This window comes from Candidatus Amarolinea dominans, from assembly GCA_016719785.1.
In the GTDB taxonomy this organism is placed as follows: domain Bacteria; phylum Chloroflexota; class Anaerolineae; order SSC4; family Amarolineaceae; genus Amarolinea; species Amarolinea dominans.
Genome location: JADJYJ010000003.1, coordinates 97,694 through 113,909, shown reverse-complemented (window position 1 = coordinate 113,909; position 16,216 = coordinate 97,694). Strand labels below are relative to the sequence as shown.

At 58.9% G+C, this 16,216-nt stretch carries 8 protein-coding genes; 2 read left to right on the top strand and 6 right to left on the bottom strand.

The genetic code is table 11. From position 1 onward, the window contains the following. Positions 1 to 5: 5 nt before the first annotated feature. From IPM84_04140 to IPM84_04115, 6 genes are all read right to left on the bottom strand, one after another. The gene (locus tag IPM84_04140) at positions 6 to 626 is read right to left on the bottom strand and encodes a DUF4276 family protein (GenBank protein MBK9091959.1); all 621 of its coding nucleotides are present in this window, start codon (positions 624 to 626) and stop codon (positions 6 to 8) included. Beyond that, positions 623 to 1,879: an AAA family ATPase gene (locus tag IPM84_04135; GenBank protein MBK9091958.1), complete on the bottom strand. Its 1,257-nt coding sequence runs from the start codon at positions 1,877 to 1,879 to the stop codon at positions 623 to 625. The genes IPM84_04140 and IPM84_04135 overlap by 4 nt, the downstream gene beginning before the upstream one ends. 166 nt (positions 1,880 to 2,045) lie before the next feature. Continuing rightward, positions 2,046 to 3,263 (bottom strand): hypothetical protein, encoded by a 1,218-nt coding sequence (locus IPM84_04130; GenBank protein MBK9091957.1) that lies wholly within the window; start codon positions 3,261 to 3,263, stop codon positions 2,046 to 2,048. Then, entirely contained in the window at positions 3,260 to 6,466 is a 3,207-nt protein-coding gene (locus IPM84_04125) for an AAA family ATPase (protein MBK9091956.1), read from the bottom strand. The genes IPM84_04130 and IPM84_04125 overlap by 4 nt, the downstream gene beginning before the upstream one ends. Before the next feature lie 346 nt (positions 6,467 to 6,812). Further along, on the bottom strand, positions 6,813 to 8,240 hold the full coding sequence (locus IPM84_04120) for a putative DNA binding domain-containing protein (GenBank protein MBK9091955.1): 1,428 nt from the start codon (positions 8,238 to 8,240) through the stop codon (positions 6,813 to 6,815). 205 nt (positions 8,241 to 8,445) lie between these two features. After that, positions 8,446 to 8,742 carry a winged helix-turn-helix transcriptional regulator gene (locus tag IPM84_04115; protein MBK9091954.1) on the bottom strand — a complete coding sequence of 99 codons (297 nt, stop codon included), beginning with the start codon at positions 8,740 to 8,742 and terminating at the stop codon, positions 8,446 to 8,448. A 237-nt stretch (positions 8,743 to 8,979) separates the two neighbouring features. On the opposite strand from IPM84_04115, the gene IPM84_04110 reads away from it, so the two are divergent. Together IPM84_04110 and IPM84_04105 are read left to right on the top strand one after the other, a co-directional pair. Then, positions 8,980 to 13,320: a hypothetical protein gene (locus IPM84_04110; GenBank protein MBK9091953.1), complete on the top strand. Its 4,341-nt coding sequence runs from the start codon at positions 8,980 to 8,982 to the stop codon at positions 13,318 to 13,320. Then, complete coding sequence (locus tag IPM84_04105; protein MBK9091952.1) at positions 13,317 to 16,211, top strand: hypothetical protein; 2,895 nt, start codon at positions 13,317 to 13,319, stop codon at positions 16,209 to 16,211. The genes IPM84_04110 and IPM84_04105 overlap by 4 nt, the downstream gene beginning before the upstream one ends. Positions 16,212 to 16,216 lie beyond the last annotated feature (5 nt).

Sequence of the window (16,216 nt, the reverse complement as noted above, 5' to 3'; positions counted from 1 at the left end):
TTGGATCACAACCGACCGCCCAACTCCAGGATCGCATCGCGTAATACGCAAAAGCTGTGCGACACATTGCGCATTGGATCCATTTGAAGGCCGATGCTGCGCGCGACTTCCAGCTTGCGAAGCCCTGTCTTGAAGTAGCCAGCTCGCTGCAACACTCTCTCGAACGCCTCCCAGGTTCCGCCGACAACGCTGTCTGGATTGCGGAAGCTACGCTGCTGCGGGATAGTGGCCGCGACGCGCGGAAAAGCAGCACGTACTGCCTCCCAGTCCCCAAAATACCATGCCTCCAATTCCTCAATAGCGATGCGATTGATCACCGAGAAGCGATCTCCGCTCGCGTGACTCCGGGTTGACAGACCTGCGGCCTGGGCGTACGCCTCGAGCCTAGCTTTCAGCACCAGACAATCATCATCGTCTCGATCTACGATGACTACGACCCGATGATTCTCCGGCAACCAATGTGCATAACCCCTGAGCCGGTCAGGCAAGCGTTCGAGCAATTCGTCCTTACCTTGGAAAGAATAAATCGAGAAAGGCACGTCCGGTATGAGACGCGGCAACAGCGCGCGCAACAGCGCCTCCATGGATGGCTCTTCGACGATAATGTCTACATAGGTCACGCTCATCGTCGCACTTTGATGACCCCTGGCGCACCAGCATTGGTGAGCGGGTCTCCCAATCCAAAGCGCCCCTCCAGCCATAGGTGACCGAGAGAAGCTCCTGCTTTCATGAAATCCGGTATCCCAGGAATGTCAGCAGCGCGCACGACTTGGGTATAGCCGTGTTCATCACGATAGAGCACGCGCACTTCCTCGGGACGTATGCTATTGAGGAAGAAGGGTGAGTGTGTCGTCACAAGCAGTTGGGTGCGCTCACTGGCGGCCCGACATTCCTCGGCCAATTCTGGCAAAAGACGCGGGTGCAGGTAGTTCTCCGGTTCCTCAATGCCAATGAACTGCGGCGGTTCGGGGTCATACAGCACCACGAGGTACGACAGCATCTTGAGGGTGCCATCCGAGGTGAAACGCGAGAGCACCGGCTGCTCAAACGGAGCATCTTTGATCTGCAACAGTAACCTGCCGTCCGGCATCGGCTCGGCGTCGACACGCTCCAGGCGTGGCACACGTTGGCGTAACTGCGTAAAGATTCGTTCGAGGCGATTGGGGTGCTGTTCCTTCAAATACTGGATGACGTTGGCGAGGTTATCGCCGGTGCGTGAAAGCCGCTCCTGCGGGCCAGCTTCCGGCTGACCACGCGTCTCTTCGATGGAGAGATAGGACACATACCAATCGGTGATGAATTCGCGCAGTGCTGCCACCCGCGGGTGCTCGGCGAACTGACCTAGTGTGTTGACGGCGATGAGATCCGGCGAGCGCAAGGGGATTTCAACGCGCCGGTCCTCGATATCCGGCATCTCACCGCTGACTGCGCGCCCCTGACCTTCTCGATATTCCATGAAGCGAAACGGCTTACCCGTAGACCCGCGCCGCCACTGCAGCCACTCTTCTTTGACCAGCGGCCCTCTGCCCCCTTCGTCAATAGCCAGGTGATAGGTGATCACCGGGAGCGTTGGCCGCTCCCGATATTTTAGTTCGAAGACGATTGGGCCGACGCCGCCACGCGTCTTCAACTCCCTGGCCTTGCCCCGCCGATCCCAGGCGTGACGCAGCCCATACTGAAAACACTCCGCCAAGAAGCTAAAGACGTCGAAAACGGTGGACTTGCCGCTGCCGTTGGGGCCGAGCAGCACGGTCAACGGCGTCAATTCCTTCAGTTCTACCGTCTTCAGCGCCCGATAGTTTTCCACGCGCACGTATTCGATACGGGCCGGGCTGCGCGCCGGCACGATTGCCTGGACAAGGCGATTGGGTTGTTGCATAAGAACCTCTATCTGGGTCGCGTAATCGAAGGCTGCATCCTGCAGCGGTTGTTTAACACACATGTGGTTTCTTCCATTGTACTGATTCTCCGATGTTTTGTCAGCTTCATCAACCAATCTCGCCACCGCCATCCGCTGAGCAGGTCTTGCAGACGGCTTTTGTTCATCAAATCCCTTCCGCAAACTGCAAAGCAAACTGCTGGCAGCGTTCCTTGAACGTGTCCAGACTGCCATGCAGGGCCAAGGACTGTGCGCGCAAGACGATGCCTTTGAAGTCAGCACGGTGATTGATGGTGTGGTCGTCGGCGTAGATTAAGATGCCGCGAGGCAGGCCCAGGGTGTGGCAGTAGGTTACCATCTGATTACGGTCTGCCTCCTCGGGCTTGCCCTGGAAGGTCTTGTACTTGGTATCCAACACCAGATAGGGGCGGCCATCCCGTCGAAGCACGATGTCGGGAATGCCCTTCTCCTGGCGGTCCATGTCCAACCAGATATCGGGCTGGATTTCCACCTGGATGGCCGGATCGTCGGCAAAATGGCTGGCCAAAAAGCAAGCCACAAACAACTCAAAAACCTTGTTCATGTCCAACAGATAGGCGGCGAACTGGGTCGATCCGGCCTGCCCTTCCAGAGAGAGGTGCTGCATCAACAGGCGAGCCAGGTTGATGCGTGGACGATAGGCGGCGTTCAGGCGCGTGTAGACCAAACGATCACAGTCGGCCGACGCGATGGGCGCAGGGCTGACCTCGGCAAAGGCTGATGCCACTCGGCGAATCTGCTGACGCAGGCCCGGCTCCCGGTATTCCAGCCGGGCGAGCAACCCCAGGGTATAGCGCAGGATACGATTCTCCAGCACGTCGGCCGTGAACTCGCTGATCCGTTGGTAGAAGCGCTGCATATGCAGGGCGTTGCGCTGGAGATGGTCGGCCAGCAGCAGTCGTCCGCGAAGATAGGGCTGGTTCTCCTCTTCGGTGACGTAGGCGCGGTAGATGCCCCGTCGCACGAGCTGCTCCACCTGGCGCAGGAAGATGACCACGATGAACTCGAAGATATTCTCGCTAGACGCCAGCGCCACGGCCTCTCGACGAAAGTCGGCCAGATCGTATGCATAGGTCAACATGTAGAAAAGATTTTGCAGGTTGACTTTTGGCTCGATGTGGATGCGCAGATCGTCCAGCACGATGATGCCTACGTACTGTTTGGCCGATAATTCCCAGGTCTGCAGCTGCCAGTTCCAACCCATGGTTAGCTGACGAGCAAACCGTTCACTCAACGCTGTGGCTTGCTCAACGCTCAAGTTATTGCATTGGCACTTTTCGTACTCTCGCAGATAGATCGTCGCCGGTCCCTCGGCGTTGGCGGCCATGAAACGGCAGTCGCTCACGTCTCCCTCCGGATTTCCCGCATGAAGTCGCTATCCCACTCCCAATTCTTCACTCGCGCCCGCTGCTCCACATGGTACTCGGCCAGGTAAGGAAGAATGCTGTACTGCCAGATGAGCGCCAGCTTGGTTGGGGTCAGTTCTTTATCCATGAAGTAACTGAAGCCCACGGCATAGTCCGGATCATCAATCGCTTCCTGGCTCAGCCGGCGATAGAGATTGGCCAGATAGGGGATGGTGGGCAAAGGGTTCTGGACCAGCCAGCGATCCAGCAGGTCGGGATCGGCCATGAAGTGGAAGAAATGAAAGCGGCGGCGCAGGGCGAAGTCAACCAGGGCGATGGAGCGATCAGCGGTGTTCATCGTGCCGATCAGGTAGACGTTGGGCGGAATGCGGAAACGCTCACCGGAATAGGGCAGAGGCACGTCCCGCTTGCGATATTCCAGGAGCAGCATCAGCTCGCCAAAGATGCGCGGGATGTTGCCACGATTGATCTCGTCAATGATAAAAACATGGGGCTGATCTGGATTCGCCTGGGCAACCTTGCAGAAACGGCGAAAGACGCCGGCTCGCGGCGGATAGTCCACCGTGAAGCCGCCGTTGCCGGTCGGCTTGCTCTCCGGGCGAATGCCTTCGATGAAGTCTTCATAGCTGTACGCAGGATGAAACTGCACCATCTCCACCCGATCTGCAGGCGGCTGAGCCAGGCCAGTGATCCATTTGGCTAGCTCCTGGGCCACGTGGGACTTACCCGTGCCCGGCGGGCCGTAGAGAATGATCTGCTTCTTGTCCAGCAGCAGATGGTACAGATCGTCGGCCTGTTTATTTTGCAAGTAGGTACGGGCCAGGAACTTCTGAAGATCATACGATGCAGGCGGCTCGATATCCGGTTCGTCCGTGGCAAAACCAACTGCCTGCAGATAACGATGAATGGCCGGCAGTGGATCGTCGTCGGTCGCTAACAGCACGAGCGGGAAGAGCTTGGCGTACGTCTCCGTAATCCGGGTCACCAGTTCCTCTTCGGAAAGCGCCAGGAGTTGTTGGCGAGGCACGATGACAGACACATCGTTTTTGGCTTGCGCCGGGTCTTTCAAGAATTCTTCCCAGGTCAGTGGCGTCTTGATGGTGATCGCACCGTCTGCACTGACCTGGAAATCGTCGCGATCCGCAAAACGGACGAGGGTCTCCGGCAGGGCGTGACGCAGGTAGGGCAGTAACGCGGAGCCGAATGTCTGGCAATTGCGTTGAAAGCGCTGGCGCTGCGTGCTGGCATAGTCCCCGATGAAGAAGCCATACTCTAGCAGACGGTAATCTATCCACATAGAAAGCTGGGCATCCTCAGTGCGTTTACCCTCTTTGGGATAGAACGCGCCCCAGTAAAACTCCCAGGCGCCCCCCTGTCCCCAATCGTTCTTGAGAAAACGGGCAAAGATATGGCTCTCGGTTTCCATCACCGCCTTAACTGGAGCACGCAACCGTTCGGCCACTTGATGCATGACGCGCTGGAATGGTTCCTCGACGAACTTTTTGAACGCCTCCTTGTTCGCCTGGTAGTAGCCCTTGGTCGGTGTGGCGTGGATGCCTTCGAGCAATTCAAAGGTGCGTGAGGTGAAGGGGGAGCCTACAACTCCAGGCTGCGGTGGATGCGCCTCCGGTTGATCCACCAACGCATCCAATTCGTCTTTACCCTGGTCAATGACATCCTCGAATTGAGCGTCCTTGGGCGGCCACCCTTGACCGAGCAATTTGGCTCGGGCTGTGGGATCGAAAACCGCAGCGATGATGGCATCTTTCGTGTGGATGCGATACGGACAGCGTACCCAGTGGGCAAACTTTGCCTTTACATGCTGAAGGGTTGCCTCAAAAATTGGTCGAACTTCGCCATCAAACGGTCTGAGCTGCGATACTGAATACCAGTAGAGTGAAACGGGTTGTTCATCAGGCCCTTGTTTGAACTGTTCTACGCGAAGTGGCTGAAGCAGCGACTGCCCGCTGAACAACGCCAGGATAACTTCTTGCAGCGCCCCATCAGCACCGGCAAACCCAAGCAACAGCCACCAGCCATAGCTGAGGCGCAGCTGATGCTTCCCGTCTTTGTAGCGTAGATTGACAGCGATGCGTTCATCCGCCGGGTCGGTGATACCAAGTTGGTGCGCGGCAACGGCCAGGGTATCGAAGGCCGACTCCGCCTCCTCCCAACTTGCGAACATCTCGCTGAATGGCTTTGCCAGGGTACGCTGAGTATCCTTCTTCAAATCCACCTTATCAATTACATTGTAGAGCTTGTCGATCTCCAGGTTGAGGGGCAAATCTGGACGTAAATAGCCCACCTGCTGCTGATAGACCTGCTTGAACTGCTCATGGGCGGCGACAAAGGCTGCGTAATCCTTATCGTTGAAGGTATAGCCCAGATAGTGCAAGGCCGCCGTGGCGCAACCGTTGTAGAGCGGTGCAGTTTCGGCGTTGGCCCAACCGTAGAGTTCGCCCAACATGTTGTAACTGGCAAACTTGAGCGATTGATCGGCTACGGCGATCTTGTCTGCTGGCGTTCCCGGCCCATCGATCAGGGCAAGCAGAGCCTCTCGCAACACCGGAAGCGGGTTCTTGTCGGCTACCCGATTTTTCATGCGGTGGCCGCTGTTAAGCATGCCGAACAAGGCGATGACATCACCGCTGCTGAATTCGTCAGGGGTTGTGCGCAATTTCTGTAACAGTGGGGAAACCTTAGCATAGATGTGAGCCGCATGGTCCAGGTCGGCGTGATGGTGGTTGGGGTGTGCAGTATCAGTGGCTTCCTGGCGCCACCGAGCTAGCCGCTGAGCTATGTCCAGATTGGGTTCGTCGCTGAGTTCGTCGTCTGGCTTTTTGGTATCGATCTTCCCCTGCTTAATGAGTTCTTGAACGAAGGTAGATACCATCTTAGGATCCACCTGCTCGGTTGCTCGCCCTTGCTCGGTTAGTGTCCATACGCCGCGTTTGGGATTGTCGATCAGCCCATAGTGCTTGAGGTAGGTACGCGCCCAGGCCAAACGATACTCCAACTCTGTCTGCTTCGTGTCGCCGTGGCGCAGAGCGATCTCTTCAGTTGCCAGCGGCAAAAAGGAGATAACGTGTCTGTTGATCGCCGTGATAGATTGAAAACCGCTCAGTTGGCGAAGGGCTTCCAAGATTGGCTGTAGAAGTTCTTCATAGGAGGGAACAGACATGACAGTCTCCTGTAAGATGGATGTCGTATTCGTGGTGAATCCGCCTTCGCCGTGATGGCCCCGCTCAGTTGGGTGCTCCTAATTCTACCACATCTTTGCCATGACCATCCAACATGAACAATTTATATGGTCATGGTGCTGTGAGGGCGACCGTGGCGCGCCTACGGCACCAGCCGGTACGCCGGCGACATGTGTGCCGTCAGCCAGGCGCCGTTGGCCGACAAGTAGAATTCGAGAAATTCGTGCAATTCGTGGTAAGACACTGACGCCGTAGAAATTCACACCGTGCATGGCTGTCTTTTCTCATCCAGGCGCATGGCGGGGTTGGCTTTGTCGTTGGAGCGGATCATTCGATCACCTCCCAATGGCCGCCCTTGTCCGGGCCGATGCGCCGGATGCGCCCTTGTGCTTTCAGCTTCTCGATCTGTTTCTTGATAGCCCGATCCTTGACGCCTACGTTCTCAACAAGTTGTGCAATGGTGATTGTCGGGTCAACCCGCATGAGTTCGATGATTTTCTGTGCACTTTTCTGTGCACTTTTCTGTGCACTTTTCTGTGCACTTCTTGTTTCGACCGCACTTTTCTGTGAACTAATCTCGAGTTCAACCAAACCAATATCCTCCTTTCGGTGAACCGTAGCGGTGAACAAGCACCCATCTCGATCATCGGTGAAATCAATCTCCGGCCAGTCTTCCAGCGCTCGTTTGATCCCCGAACCGAGTCCCCGGTAGGGCAGCAGCCCTTTGGCGATGTACGACACCAGGATCGGGTTGCGGATGATGGAATTGCCCGTGCGGATTTTCGCCACCGTCAGGTTGTTGGGCAGGTGGCCGGGACTGATGATCTCGATGCGGTTGTCGAAGATGAACAGCCGGATGGGCGCGTTGATGAAGTAGTCGCGGTGCGCCAGGGCATTGACCAGCAGTTCCTCGAAGACAGAAGCTGGAATTTCCGGCGTCCCCAGCGCATTGACCCCCCGCCCGGCCTGCACCTTGCGCAGATTGCGCATGACAAAGGCCAGGGCCCCGGTAAACTGCTGGGGCAACGGCCCGACGAAATCCTCGCTGTCCAGGTAATCGCTGACGTGAATCGCGTTGCCCGGATAGCGAATGGCCTTGACGATGAACTGCGGTTTGATCCACTCAGGCCGCTCGGCGAAGAGCAGCACCCCGGCCAGGTTGAGCATGCCGCTGTCGGTGGCCAGGTTCATGTTTTGCAGCAGCGTCAGCCGCTCCTCGGCCGCGTCGGGAAACTCCTGCTTGTAGAAATCGCGCAAGAAGTCGCGGAAGCGCAGCCGGTCCAGTTTGTCAATGCCGGCCTTGGTGGGCAACTCGTCAGCGTGAAACTGATCCACGCTCTGAAACAGGCGGCGCAGTTCCTCTTTGGAGTTGATGCGGCGCTTGTCTGCACCGCTCTTCAACCAGATGACGCCGTTACGGTCGAAGTAAGGCTTGTCAATCCCCTTCGGCACGGTGAGTACAATCACCAGCCGGTTGCTGTCGAGCTCCAGGTTCTCCGTCAGCACTGTGATCGGGCTGCGAATGTGCTGGGAGGCTGTATTACTGATCAACTGGTTGATGCGCGCCACATCGGCCAGGCTCAGGCCAGGCAAACTGCCGTCGTCGGCCACGCCGAGGTAAATCACGCCCCCTTCGGAGTTGGCGAAGGCCGCCATCTCAGCCGCCAGGCTGTCGGCGTTGGTCACGTCGCGCTTGAACTGGCGGCGGCTGTCCTCACCGAGGGCTGCTTGGGATTTCAGGTCGTTCAGATTCATAGCAACAGTCTCCTGACGAACCGTTCCGATCTCAGGCGCAACATTGCTGACGCAAGGTCGGGTTGGCTTTGTCGTTGGAGAGGATCATCATCTGATCTTACGATCATCGCTCAACTCCTCACATGCCGGCGATTGGCTTCGCACTCGAACACAATCGAATTGTATCATCGCGGCTGGATTCGAGCAATTGGCCCGCTGGACGAGATCAGCCGGCGATCTCCCAGTAGCCGCCTTTTGTTGGGCCGATGCGGCGCAGGCGATTCTGTTCGCGCAATTTGCGGATGGCGCGCTCGACTGCGCTTTCTGATATTTCGATGCTGACTGCAAGATCAGCAATGGCCAAATGCGGATTCTCCTTGAGCAGCGAAAGGATCCTTCCCGGCGTTTTCACCGGCGTTTTCACCGGCGTTTTCACCGGCGTTTTCACCGGCGTTTTCACCGGCGTTTTCACCGGCGTTTTCAATGGTCTCGATAGCGCCCGGAGCGCCCCCCTGCCCCCCAATCGTGGGGGAGCCGAATGCTTTTTCCCCCAGGATTGGGGGGCAGGGGGGCCGCCTGAGCAGTTACTTCACGGGTTACAAATTATTGTAGTGAAACTGCCCCCAAAGCAGATTGATTCTTGTCTATCGCCGCAGGGAGAATGGGCGTAAAATGGACGTAAGATAAAGGTGTAAGATTGTGACCTGCTCGCCGATGATCGCATACCGAAAAGAGGCATAAGTTGCAAGAAGCTAACGGTTTGTTTGTACCCATACACCTCGATGCACTCTTTCTGGAATCCGCGCAGACCGTGCTCGAGGCGATGGCCGACTTCTCCAAACTGCCGTATTACGACGGCGAGAAGGGACAGAACGCCAACGCCGACGTCCCCTACATCAGCGAAGAGATCGTTTCCCATCCGTTTCGTGACCAGAGCCTGCGACTCAGCCGTGGCGTACACCTGCATTGGGCGTTACCCGACGCGCTCACCCAGGGGGTGAACAGCGCCACAGGGGTGGTGTTTCCACCGGCGCCCGACCGATGGCTGGTGACGCGCTGTGGCCCCGATGGTGTGCCGCAAAAGCAGTGGATGATCGAGAGCGATTACTTGCATCCGGAAGGCGCCAAGTCGGCTGGCACGGTCAGTTTTCCGCTGCCGCCAAGACCTGATGAGGGGAAGTGGCAGCCGTATCGCTACTTGGGCCGCAAATGGGTCGTGGGCGAAGGGAGGCCCGCAGACGCGCCAGGCGCCGAATACCTGAACGCCCTGGTGGATGATGTGGCGGAAGAAGAGAAGACGAACTGGCACCGGGTCGTCGCGGCCGGATTGACTGCGCTGGGTTATGGCGAGCCTGCCTTCGCGGCCTTCTATCCGAGTTGCCGGAGTGTGTTCGGCCTGCACGATGATGAGATTACCAGTCGTGAAGCATTCAAGAGCGTTCGCTATGACGTGATTGGATGGTATGACCAACCGCAAAAACGGGATTGCCTGCGCCATACGCCTCTGCAGCAAACCCGCGAGGCCATCGCGCAGCGAATCCATCACGAGTACGAGGCGAGCGGTCACGATCACGAAACCAACAGTGCCCCGGTGGAGGTTTGGGACGAGGCCGTTGCCCATCATTTTGGCTGGACTGTGTCCCGGCAGCCCAACGCCGAGAAACAGGAGGCAGAGCGAATTTTCTGCTACGCCAGGCTGACCCCTGACGCCGAGGCGGATTTCGAGAACGATCCCGCGCTCACTTCCGGCCCGGTTGATATCGCGGTCGGTAACAGCGCCAGTGAAGCTCTCTCCGCCTACCTTGCCCACAGAATCTCCGGCGACAAGGCGCTGATCGAAGAACAGTTGGAAGGACTCGACCTGGGCGATCGCCTGGAACACCGTCGCCTGGACATCGGCCCCAAGTTTCGCGAGGCGCGACACGGCAAAGGCTTCAAATCGCTGCGGGCCGGCATCCTGTGGAACGTCCGCCTGGAACGAGACACCAGTTTGGCCGCGGCCCCCGATCCGACCACTGCGCATGCGGGCGGGCAAGCTGTTCACGCGCAGACGACGGGAACGCTTCCGGTCTATCTTGCCCACGCCCTGAACGACCTTAATGTGGCCCAAGGCGTCTTTCAACGGTCGCAAGAGGATATGGACTCTCTGCGCCAGCAGATTTACCATGACTGGACGCTCTACATGCAGGCCCTGCGTCCACCGGAAGGGTTGGCATCGGGCTATCCGGACCCGGTTGAAATCGCCAGATTCATCGAAAAGACCGGGCTGAGAGCGTTGAGGCGCAAGCTGGCGGCGACGGGCAATTTCAAGACGGAGCGGGAGGCGATCGGCGGTCAGAAGGGGCGTGACACGCCCATCATCGGCGCGACGGCGCCGGCGCATACCGCTGACACCGCCCTGGCCTCTCGCGTTGCGGTCTGCATCAATGACGTGATTGACGGCCTGAAGACCACCAACGATGTCCTCGACGCGCTCAGGCGTCTCGACCTGGTCATCGCTGAAGCCCACAAGTCCGGTGCGGGAGGGATCGGATCGGATGGGGAGCACGCCCTGGAAATGCTGCCTGTCTCCCTGGAGGCGGCGCTGAGGGCCTTCCTCGATCGCCGCAGGATTCCCTTCAACAAGCGGGACAGCCTGCAAGCGTTGCGCAACTGCATCCATCGGGAAACGGCCGGATTCTCCGCAGCGGATCAGCACAAAGCCTTCCGGGATGATCTCGCCGGCCTGCTCGAGAGCTTGCCCCCAAGCCGCGATAGCCAACCGCAAGTAGCCAGGATGCGCTACGTCCTGCGACAGATGGATGCGCCACGCTACTACCAGCCCACCGACCCGGTTGTGTTGCTGGCGGCGAGCGACCTGAAGCCCACCGAGCGGCACGGGATGGATGGGAAGAACAGCGAAGACGGTAAGCTGGTGTGCAAGATCATCTCGATTGCGGATTTCGCTGCGGTCAGCCAGTGGACGAACTCGGCGCCCGAACCGCTCGCGACGATCCGCACCACGCTCCTCCAGGAGGCGCTGGACGATGACCAGATCGGGGCGCGGCTTTGGCGCACGCAGCCCTGGCATCCGTTCATGCTGGAGTGGCAGGTCGAGATGCTTCCGATCAGCGCAGGGAGCAATCGGGAGGGAGATCGCCAGTCCTATGCCGTTTCTTTCGTGGCGCAGAATTACAGTCTGCAGGAAACGGCCGTGGATCTCGATCTCAAGCCTGGAGCAAGTGCAGGGCCGCGCCGCGCGGACACGGGCATCTACAGCGGGAGTTGCGTGCTGACCGACCATGCTTCGGACTTGCTCCTGGACAAACTGGATCGGTATCTGCAGCGGGTTGAAGAGTCCAGGGACGGGCAGACAGAGGTGTTGGCGGAAACCGTGGAAACACTACGAGCCGTCAGGGACTTTCTGTCTGCCAGGCCCAATACCTTGTCCCAGGCCCTGGACGGCTTTCACGAAGCGCTGCTGCAGCGCCATCAGATCCTGCAACTGCCTGTCGCAGACCCGATCGGTTTTTCCGACATGAAACCGCTGACCGAGGCCGTGCGCGAGGCGACCCAGGGCCGCCATGCGAGCTCACCGCTGCGCGACAACGATTTTACGCCGATCCGCTCCGGCAGGATGAAGCTGCGCCAACTGCGTCTCGTTGATACCTTTGGCCGCGTCAAATCGGTGCTCGGCCCGGACCAACAGACGCCGATCATCACCAGCGAACTGTTGCGTGTGGCGGACGCGCCGAACGACATCAACCTGCCGCCCCGCCTGCTGCAACCGGCCCGGCTCAACTTCCGCTGGCTGTCGGCTGATCATGCCCCTGGCACGGCGATGAATGAGCCTGAGACGAACGCCCATCCCGCGTATACACCCGTCTGCGGCTGGATTCTGCCCAACAACCTCGACGGCAGCCTGCTGGTCTACGACAACACGGGCGAGGCCCTGGGCACGATTCTTGGCGTCAACGGTCGCACGGCCTGGCAGCCGGCGCCAGGCAGCGGGCTGCCCCACTGGGAGATCGAGAGAGCCGAATCAACGATGAACCCGCATCTGCGCAAGCTGGTCAACACTATCGTCAACGATCTGGGCAAACGGGACGCGGCGTTCTTCGATCAATTCCTGTCCACGCTGACCAGCGCGCTTGAAAACATCGCACCCGAGGACTTTTCTCACCACGAAAGCCTGGCGCTGCTCATGGGACGGCCCATCGCCGTGGTGCGCGCCCTGGTCAACCTCGAACTGCGCGGCCAACCTGCCGTGAACCAGTCGCTCAGCGCGTTCTTGCCGGACATGATGCGCGGCGTAGACTCGCAGGGCGACCGCACCAGCGACGACTTCACCCATGTACGCTTTCCCATCCGCATCGGCGAGGATCAGCAGCTCAACGACGGGCTTGTGGGCTATTTCCTGGAAGAGGGCGACGGCGAGGACTACCACTACAAGAACAACATCTTCTTCGCTCCTCAAGCGGCAACCCCGCTGCCGTTGAACCTTGCGACACCATCTGCTTCTGTCCAGAGTCTGGCCGACCAACTGGACATGCGGGTGGCGCCAGCAGAAATTGGCGACCATCTGGAGCGTCCCTGGAGCGCTGCGGTCACCATCGAGGAGTCCGGGCAGCGCTGGCGGATTGACACAGAGGGGCATGTCTACACCCTCGTGCGAGGCGAGAGCGCCATCGAGCTATTCGAGATGCTCAATTCCTCATCCGAGCAGATCCAGATCCATTGGAAAGAGCCTATCAATCTGATGCAGTCGCTCGACGACCCGCCCCAGAAACTGACCATGCTGGTTGATCCCCAGGGATCGGTGCATGCGGTTTCCGGGATTCTGCCGACCAAGTCCATTACCATCCCCACGGACCAGTACGCCGCGGTCCTGCGCAAACTCGAGGTCACCTTCCTCTCGACGCCGATCCTGACCGAGCGCGAGAAGACGCGACTGCCGCTGGCCGCGGAGGCCGGCTACGAGTGGGCCTGGCTCAGGCGCCAGGGCGAGGCCTGGATCGAGACTGATACGATCGGCCGCACCGACACACGGGCCACATTTCCCGGCCAGCAACGGATCGTCGAGGGCTGGCTCAAACTGCGCAAGGCAGAGGATAGACCATGAATCAAACGCAAACGATCCCACTAACTATGAATACACTCATGGTCCATCTGAAGCTGGACTCGGTTCGGGAATCCGCCAAACCCGACCATCCGGCCACGACTCCAGATGCTTCGGGCAACAGCCGTGGAGCCGTTATTCACGGCAGTCCGAAACTGGTGGTGGACGAGCAGTTTGGCAGTTGCCTGCGCTTGAATCGCAGTGGCTCCGGGGTGGTTGATTATCTGGAACTGCCGATGGCCGACGACATCTCCACACAAGGCTGGACCTTTTCGAGCTGGCTATTTCTTGAGTCAGACAAGGCGCAGATCCTCTACGCCAACGGCGTTGCAGATTTCTACCTCGACGGGAGCGTTCTCACGCTGAGGAATGTGGGCGAAGCACTGAAATGTGAGCCTTCAGTTACGCGCAACCAGTGGGTTCATGTGGCGGTCGCCGTCCAGGCCAGCGGGGATGCATCGGTTTGGATAGACGGACGCCTGGCGGGGCAAGGCAACATCGGGGCGGCCACGCTTCCCGATCCCGCAGTTTGGCGAGTGGGGCGCTATGCCGACGACGATACGAATTGGATATTTACCGGCAATCTGGCTCACGTCAGGTTGTATGGCAAGGCGCTGGCCACGGCGGAGATTCAGCGGCAGCGCTCGCTCGACTGGGCGCCGACTCAGGACTTTCGCGTCAGTTCTCCCTTGGAGTTTGCCCTCTGGGACGAGCAGCAGACGCCGGCAATCTATGTCGCAGGCGGCGAAATCGCGCACAAGCTGACCGTGGCGATCTGGAACAAGGATGCGCACAGACGGCCGGTGACTTTCAATGCACCTGAGGAGATCGCCAAAATAGCCGACGAGAATCGGAATGACTTTTTCCGCCGCAACCATCACCTGGAACTGCGTTTCCCCACGGGTACGCTCTCGAAGAATTCGGGCGCCGGCATGAACGCCGACCTGGAGCGTCACCTGGCGAAAAAGGGGCCGTTGGGGGAGGAGATCTGGTACATCTACTATCAGGACGATCCGGATGCGAACTCCGAATCGCTCTACCTGCTCTCCCCGGCCGAGAAGACGATCGAGATGAGCGACGCAGCGAATGACGCCCCCGCTCTGGAAATCGTCCTGCCGCGCATCGCGGCCGATGCTGAGGCCGAGGCGCAGGTGTTACCGGTCGAGCTACGGCCTGGCCCGCTGGCGCAACGCCAGGGTGACCCGGCAACCCTTCTCGGCCCGCGCATCCGCACCGTCGAGGTGCTGAGCCAGCGGGGACGCAAGAGCATTCCCCTGCATTTCGATGTCGTCGGCTCCGACATCGTGCTCAACGACGGCTCATCGAAGACGGCGCTGCTCTTGCGCATCACCAACGTTGATCGCGAGGTTGCGCTGCCCATCGTTCGGACCGGCAACCTGCAGACGCGCTTGATCCTGGCCTGCGAGATCACGGACCAGGGCGGGCATCAGGAGTGGGCGCTGACCGATGAGCCGGGCAAAGTTACCGTCCAGGTGCAGGCCGTGGCGGGCGTCGGGTCGGTGGAACCCGATCCGGATGTAGATGACAACTGGCATAGCGATCCGATCATGGCGTCCCCGAACGGTCGCATGGTCGAGTGGGTGATTGACGGGGAGCAATTGGGCGCCGACAAGCTGCAGCCGAACGACTCGGTCTATCTGCGCCTCACCGTCCAGACCGGGCTGCGCACCGGGCCTACGGATGTGCATTTGTACTACCGCCACATCCCCGGCTATTGGGACGGCAGCCGCGCCTGCACGATCCAGAAATCGCCGCTCGTCTTCCATCATGCGGGCAGCGGTCTCGACTATGTCGGCATTGGCACCAACCAGCCCGCCAGCAGGCTGGCGGTGACCGATGGGCTGACCATCGGCAGTGATTGGGCGCATTTGTATAAAGCGCCGGTTGACGGGCTGTTGGTTCAGGGCAACGTGGGCATTGGGACATTCCAGCCATCGGCAAGTCTGCACGTCAAGCAGGAAGGCGAGGGCAAAGCCGCACAATTCGAGGGTGGTAGCGGCGTAGCCATCGGGGGCGTCGCAGGCGCGACGAATGCGCTGACCATCTATAACAATACCACTTCATCTCCAACCTTGGCCGTAGTCAACAAAGGCGCTGGAGCCGCCCTGTATGCCAGGCAGGAAGGCACGGGCAAGGCCGCGGAATTCGAGGGTGGCGGTGGCGTGGCTATCACTGGCGTCACCGGTGCGAAGAATGCACTGAACATCTCTGGCAATACCACTTCAGTTCCAACCGTGGGCGTTGTCAACAACGGCGCTGGAGATGTCCTGTATGCCAAGCAGGAAGGCGCGGGCCTTGCTGCGAAATTCGAGGGCGGAGGTGGCGTGGCTATCACTGGCGTCACCGGTGCGAAGAATGCGCTGAGCATCTCTGGCAATACTTCAGCTCCAACCGTGGCCGTTGTCAACAACGGCACTGGAGTCGCCTTGGTTGCCAAGCAGGAAGGCGCGGGCAAGGCCGCCTGGTTTGTGGGGCCTGTGGATATCGAAGGCGATCTGGATATTCATGGCAAGACAATATCCAATTATCATGGATTTCCGACTGCTGATGATATTGACGTTATCGATAATGTTATATGCAATCAACAATGGACTCATACGCATAACTTTGGCCATCTTCCTAGTTTGGTTCAGGTCTGGGTGAGGAGCGACGGGAAGAATGACTCAACTGGAGTCTACAAAGAAGATGTCCAGGAATGGAAAATGGCCGGTGTATTGTCTCTCTGGGCGGATGGAGCATCTTATGGTGTGGTCATAGAGAAGATAGGCATAGACACGGTCGTTTTTAGCACAGGGAACAGCGGGCTTTTTCACGGTACGAGAGCCGGGAACTTTTTCCAATCCGGGCAGGTCAGGTTGATGCTATGGAAGTAGCTCAA

Coding starts and splice junctions, on each gene's coding strand:
- IPM84_04105 (MBK9091952.1), top strand. CDS start 13,317: ATGAATCAAACGCAAACGATCCCACTAACTATGAATACACTCATGGTC.
- IPM84_04135 (MBK9091958.1), bottom strand. CDS start 1,879: ATGCAACAACCCAATCGCCTTGTCCAGGCAATCGTGCCGGCGCGCAGC.
- IPM84_04125 (MBK9091956.1), bottom strand. CDS start 6,466: ATGTCTGTTCCCTCCTATGAAGAACTTCTACAGCCAATCTTGGAAGCC.
- IPM84_04140 (MBK9091959.1), bottom strand. CDS start 626: ATGAGCGTGACCTATGTAGACATTATCGTCGAAGAGCCATCCATGGAG.
- IPM84_04120 (MBK9091955.1), bottom strand. CDS start 8,240: ATGAATCTGAACGACCTGAAATCCCAAGCAGCCCTCGGTGAGGACAGC.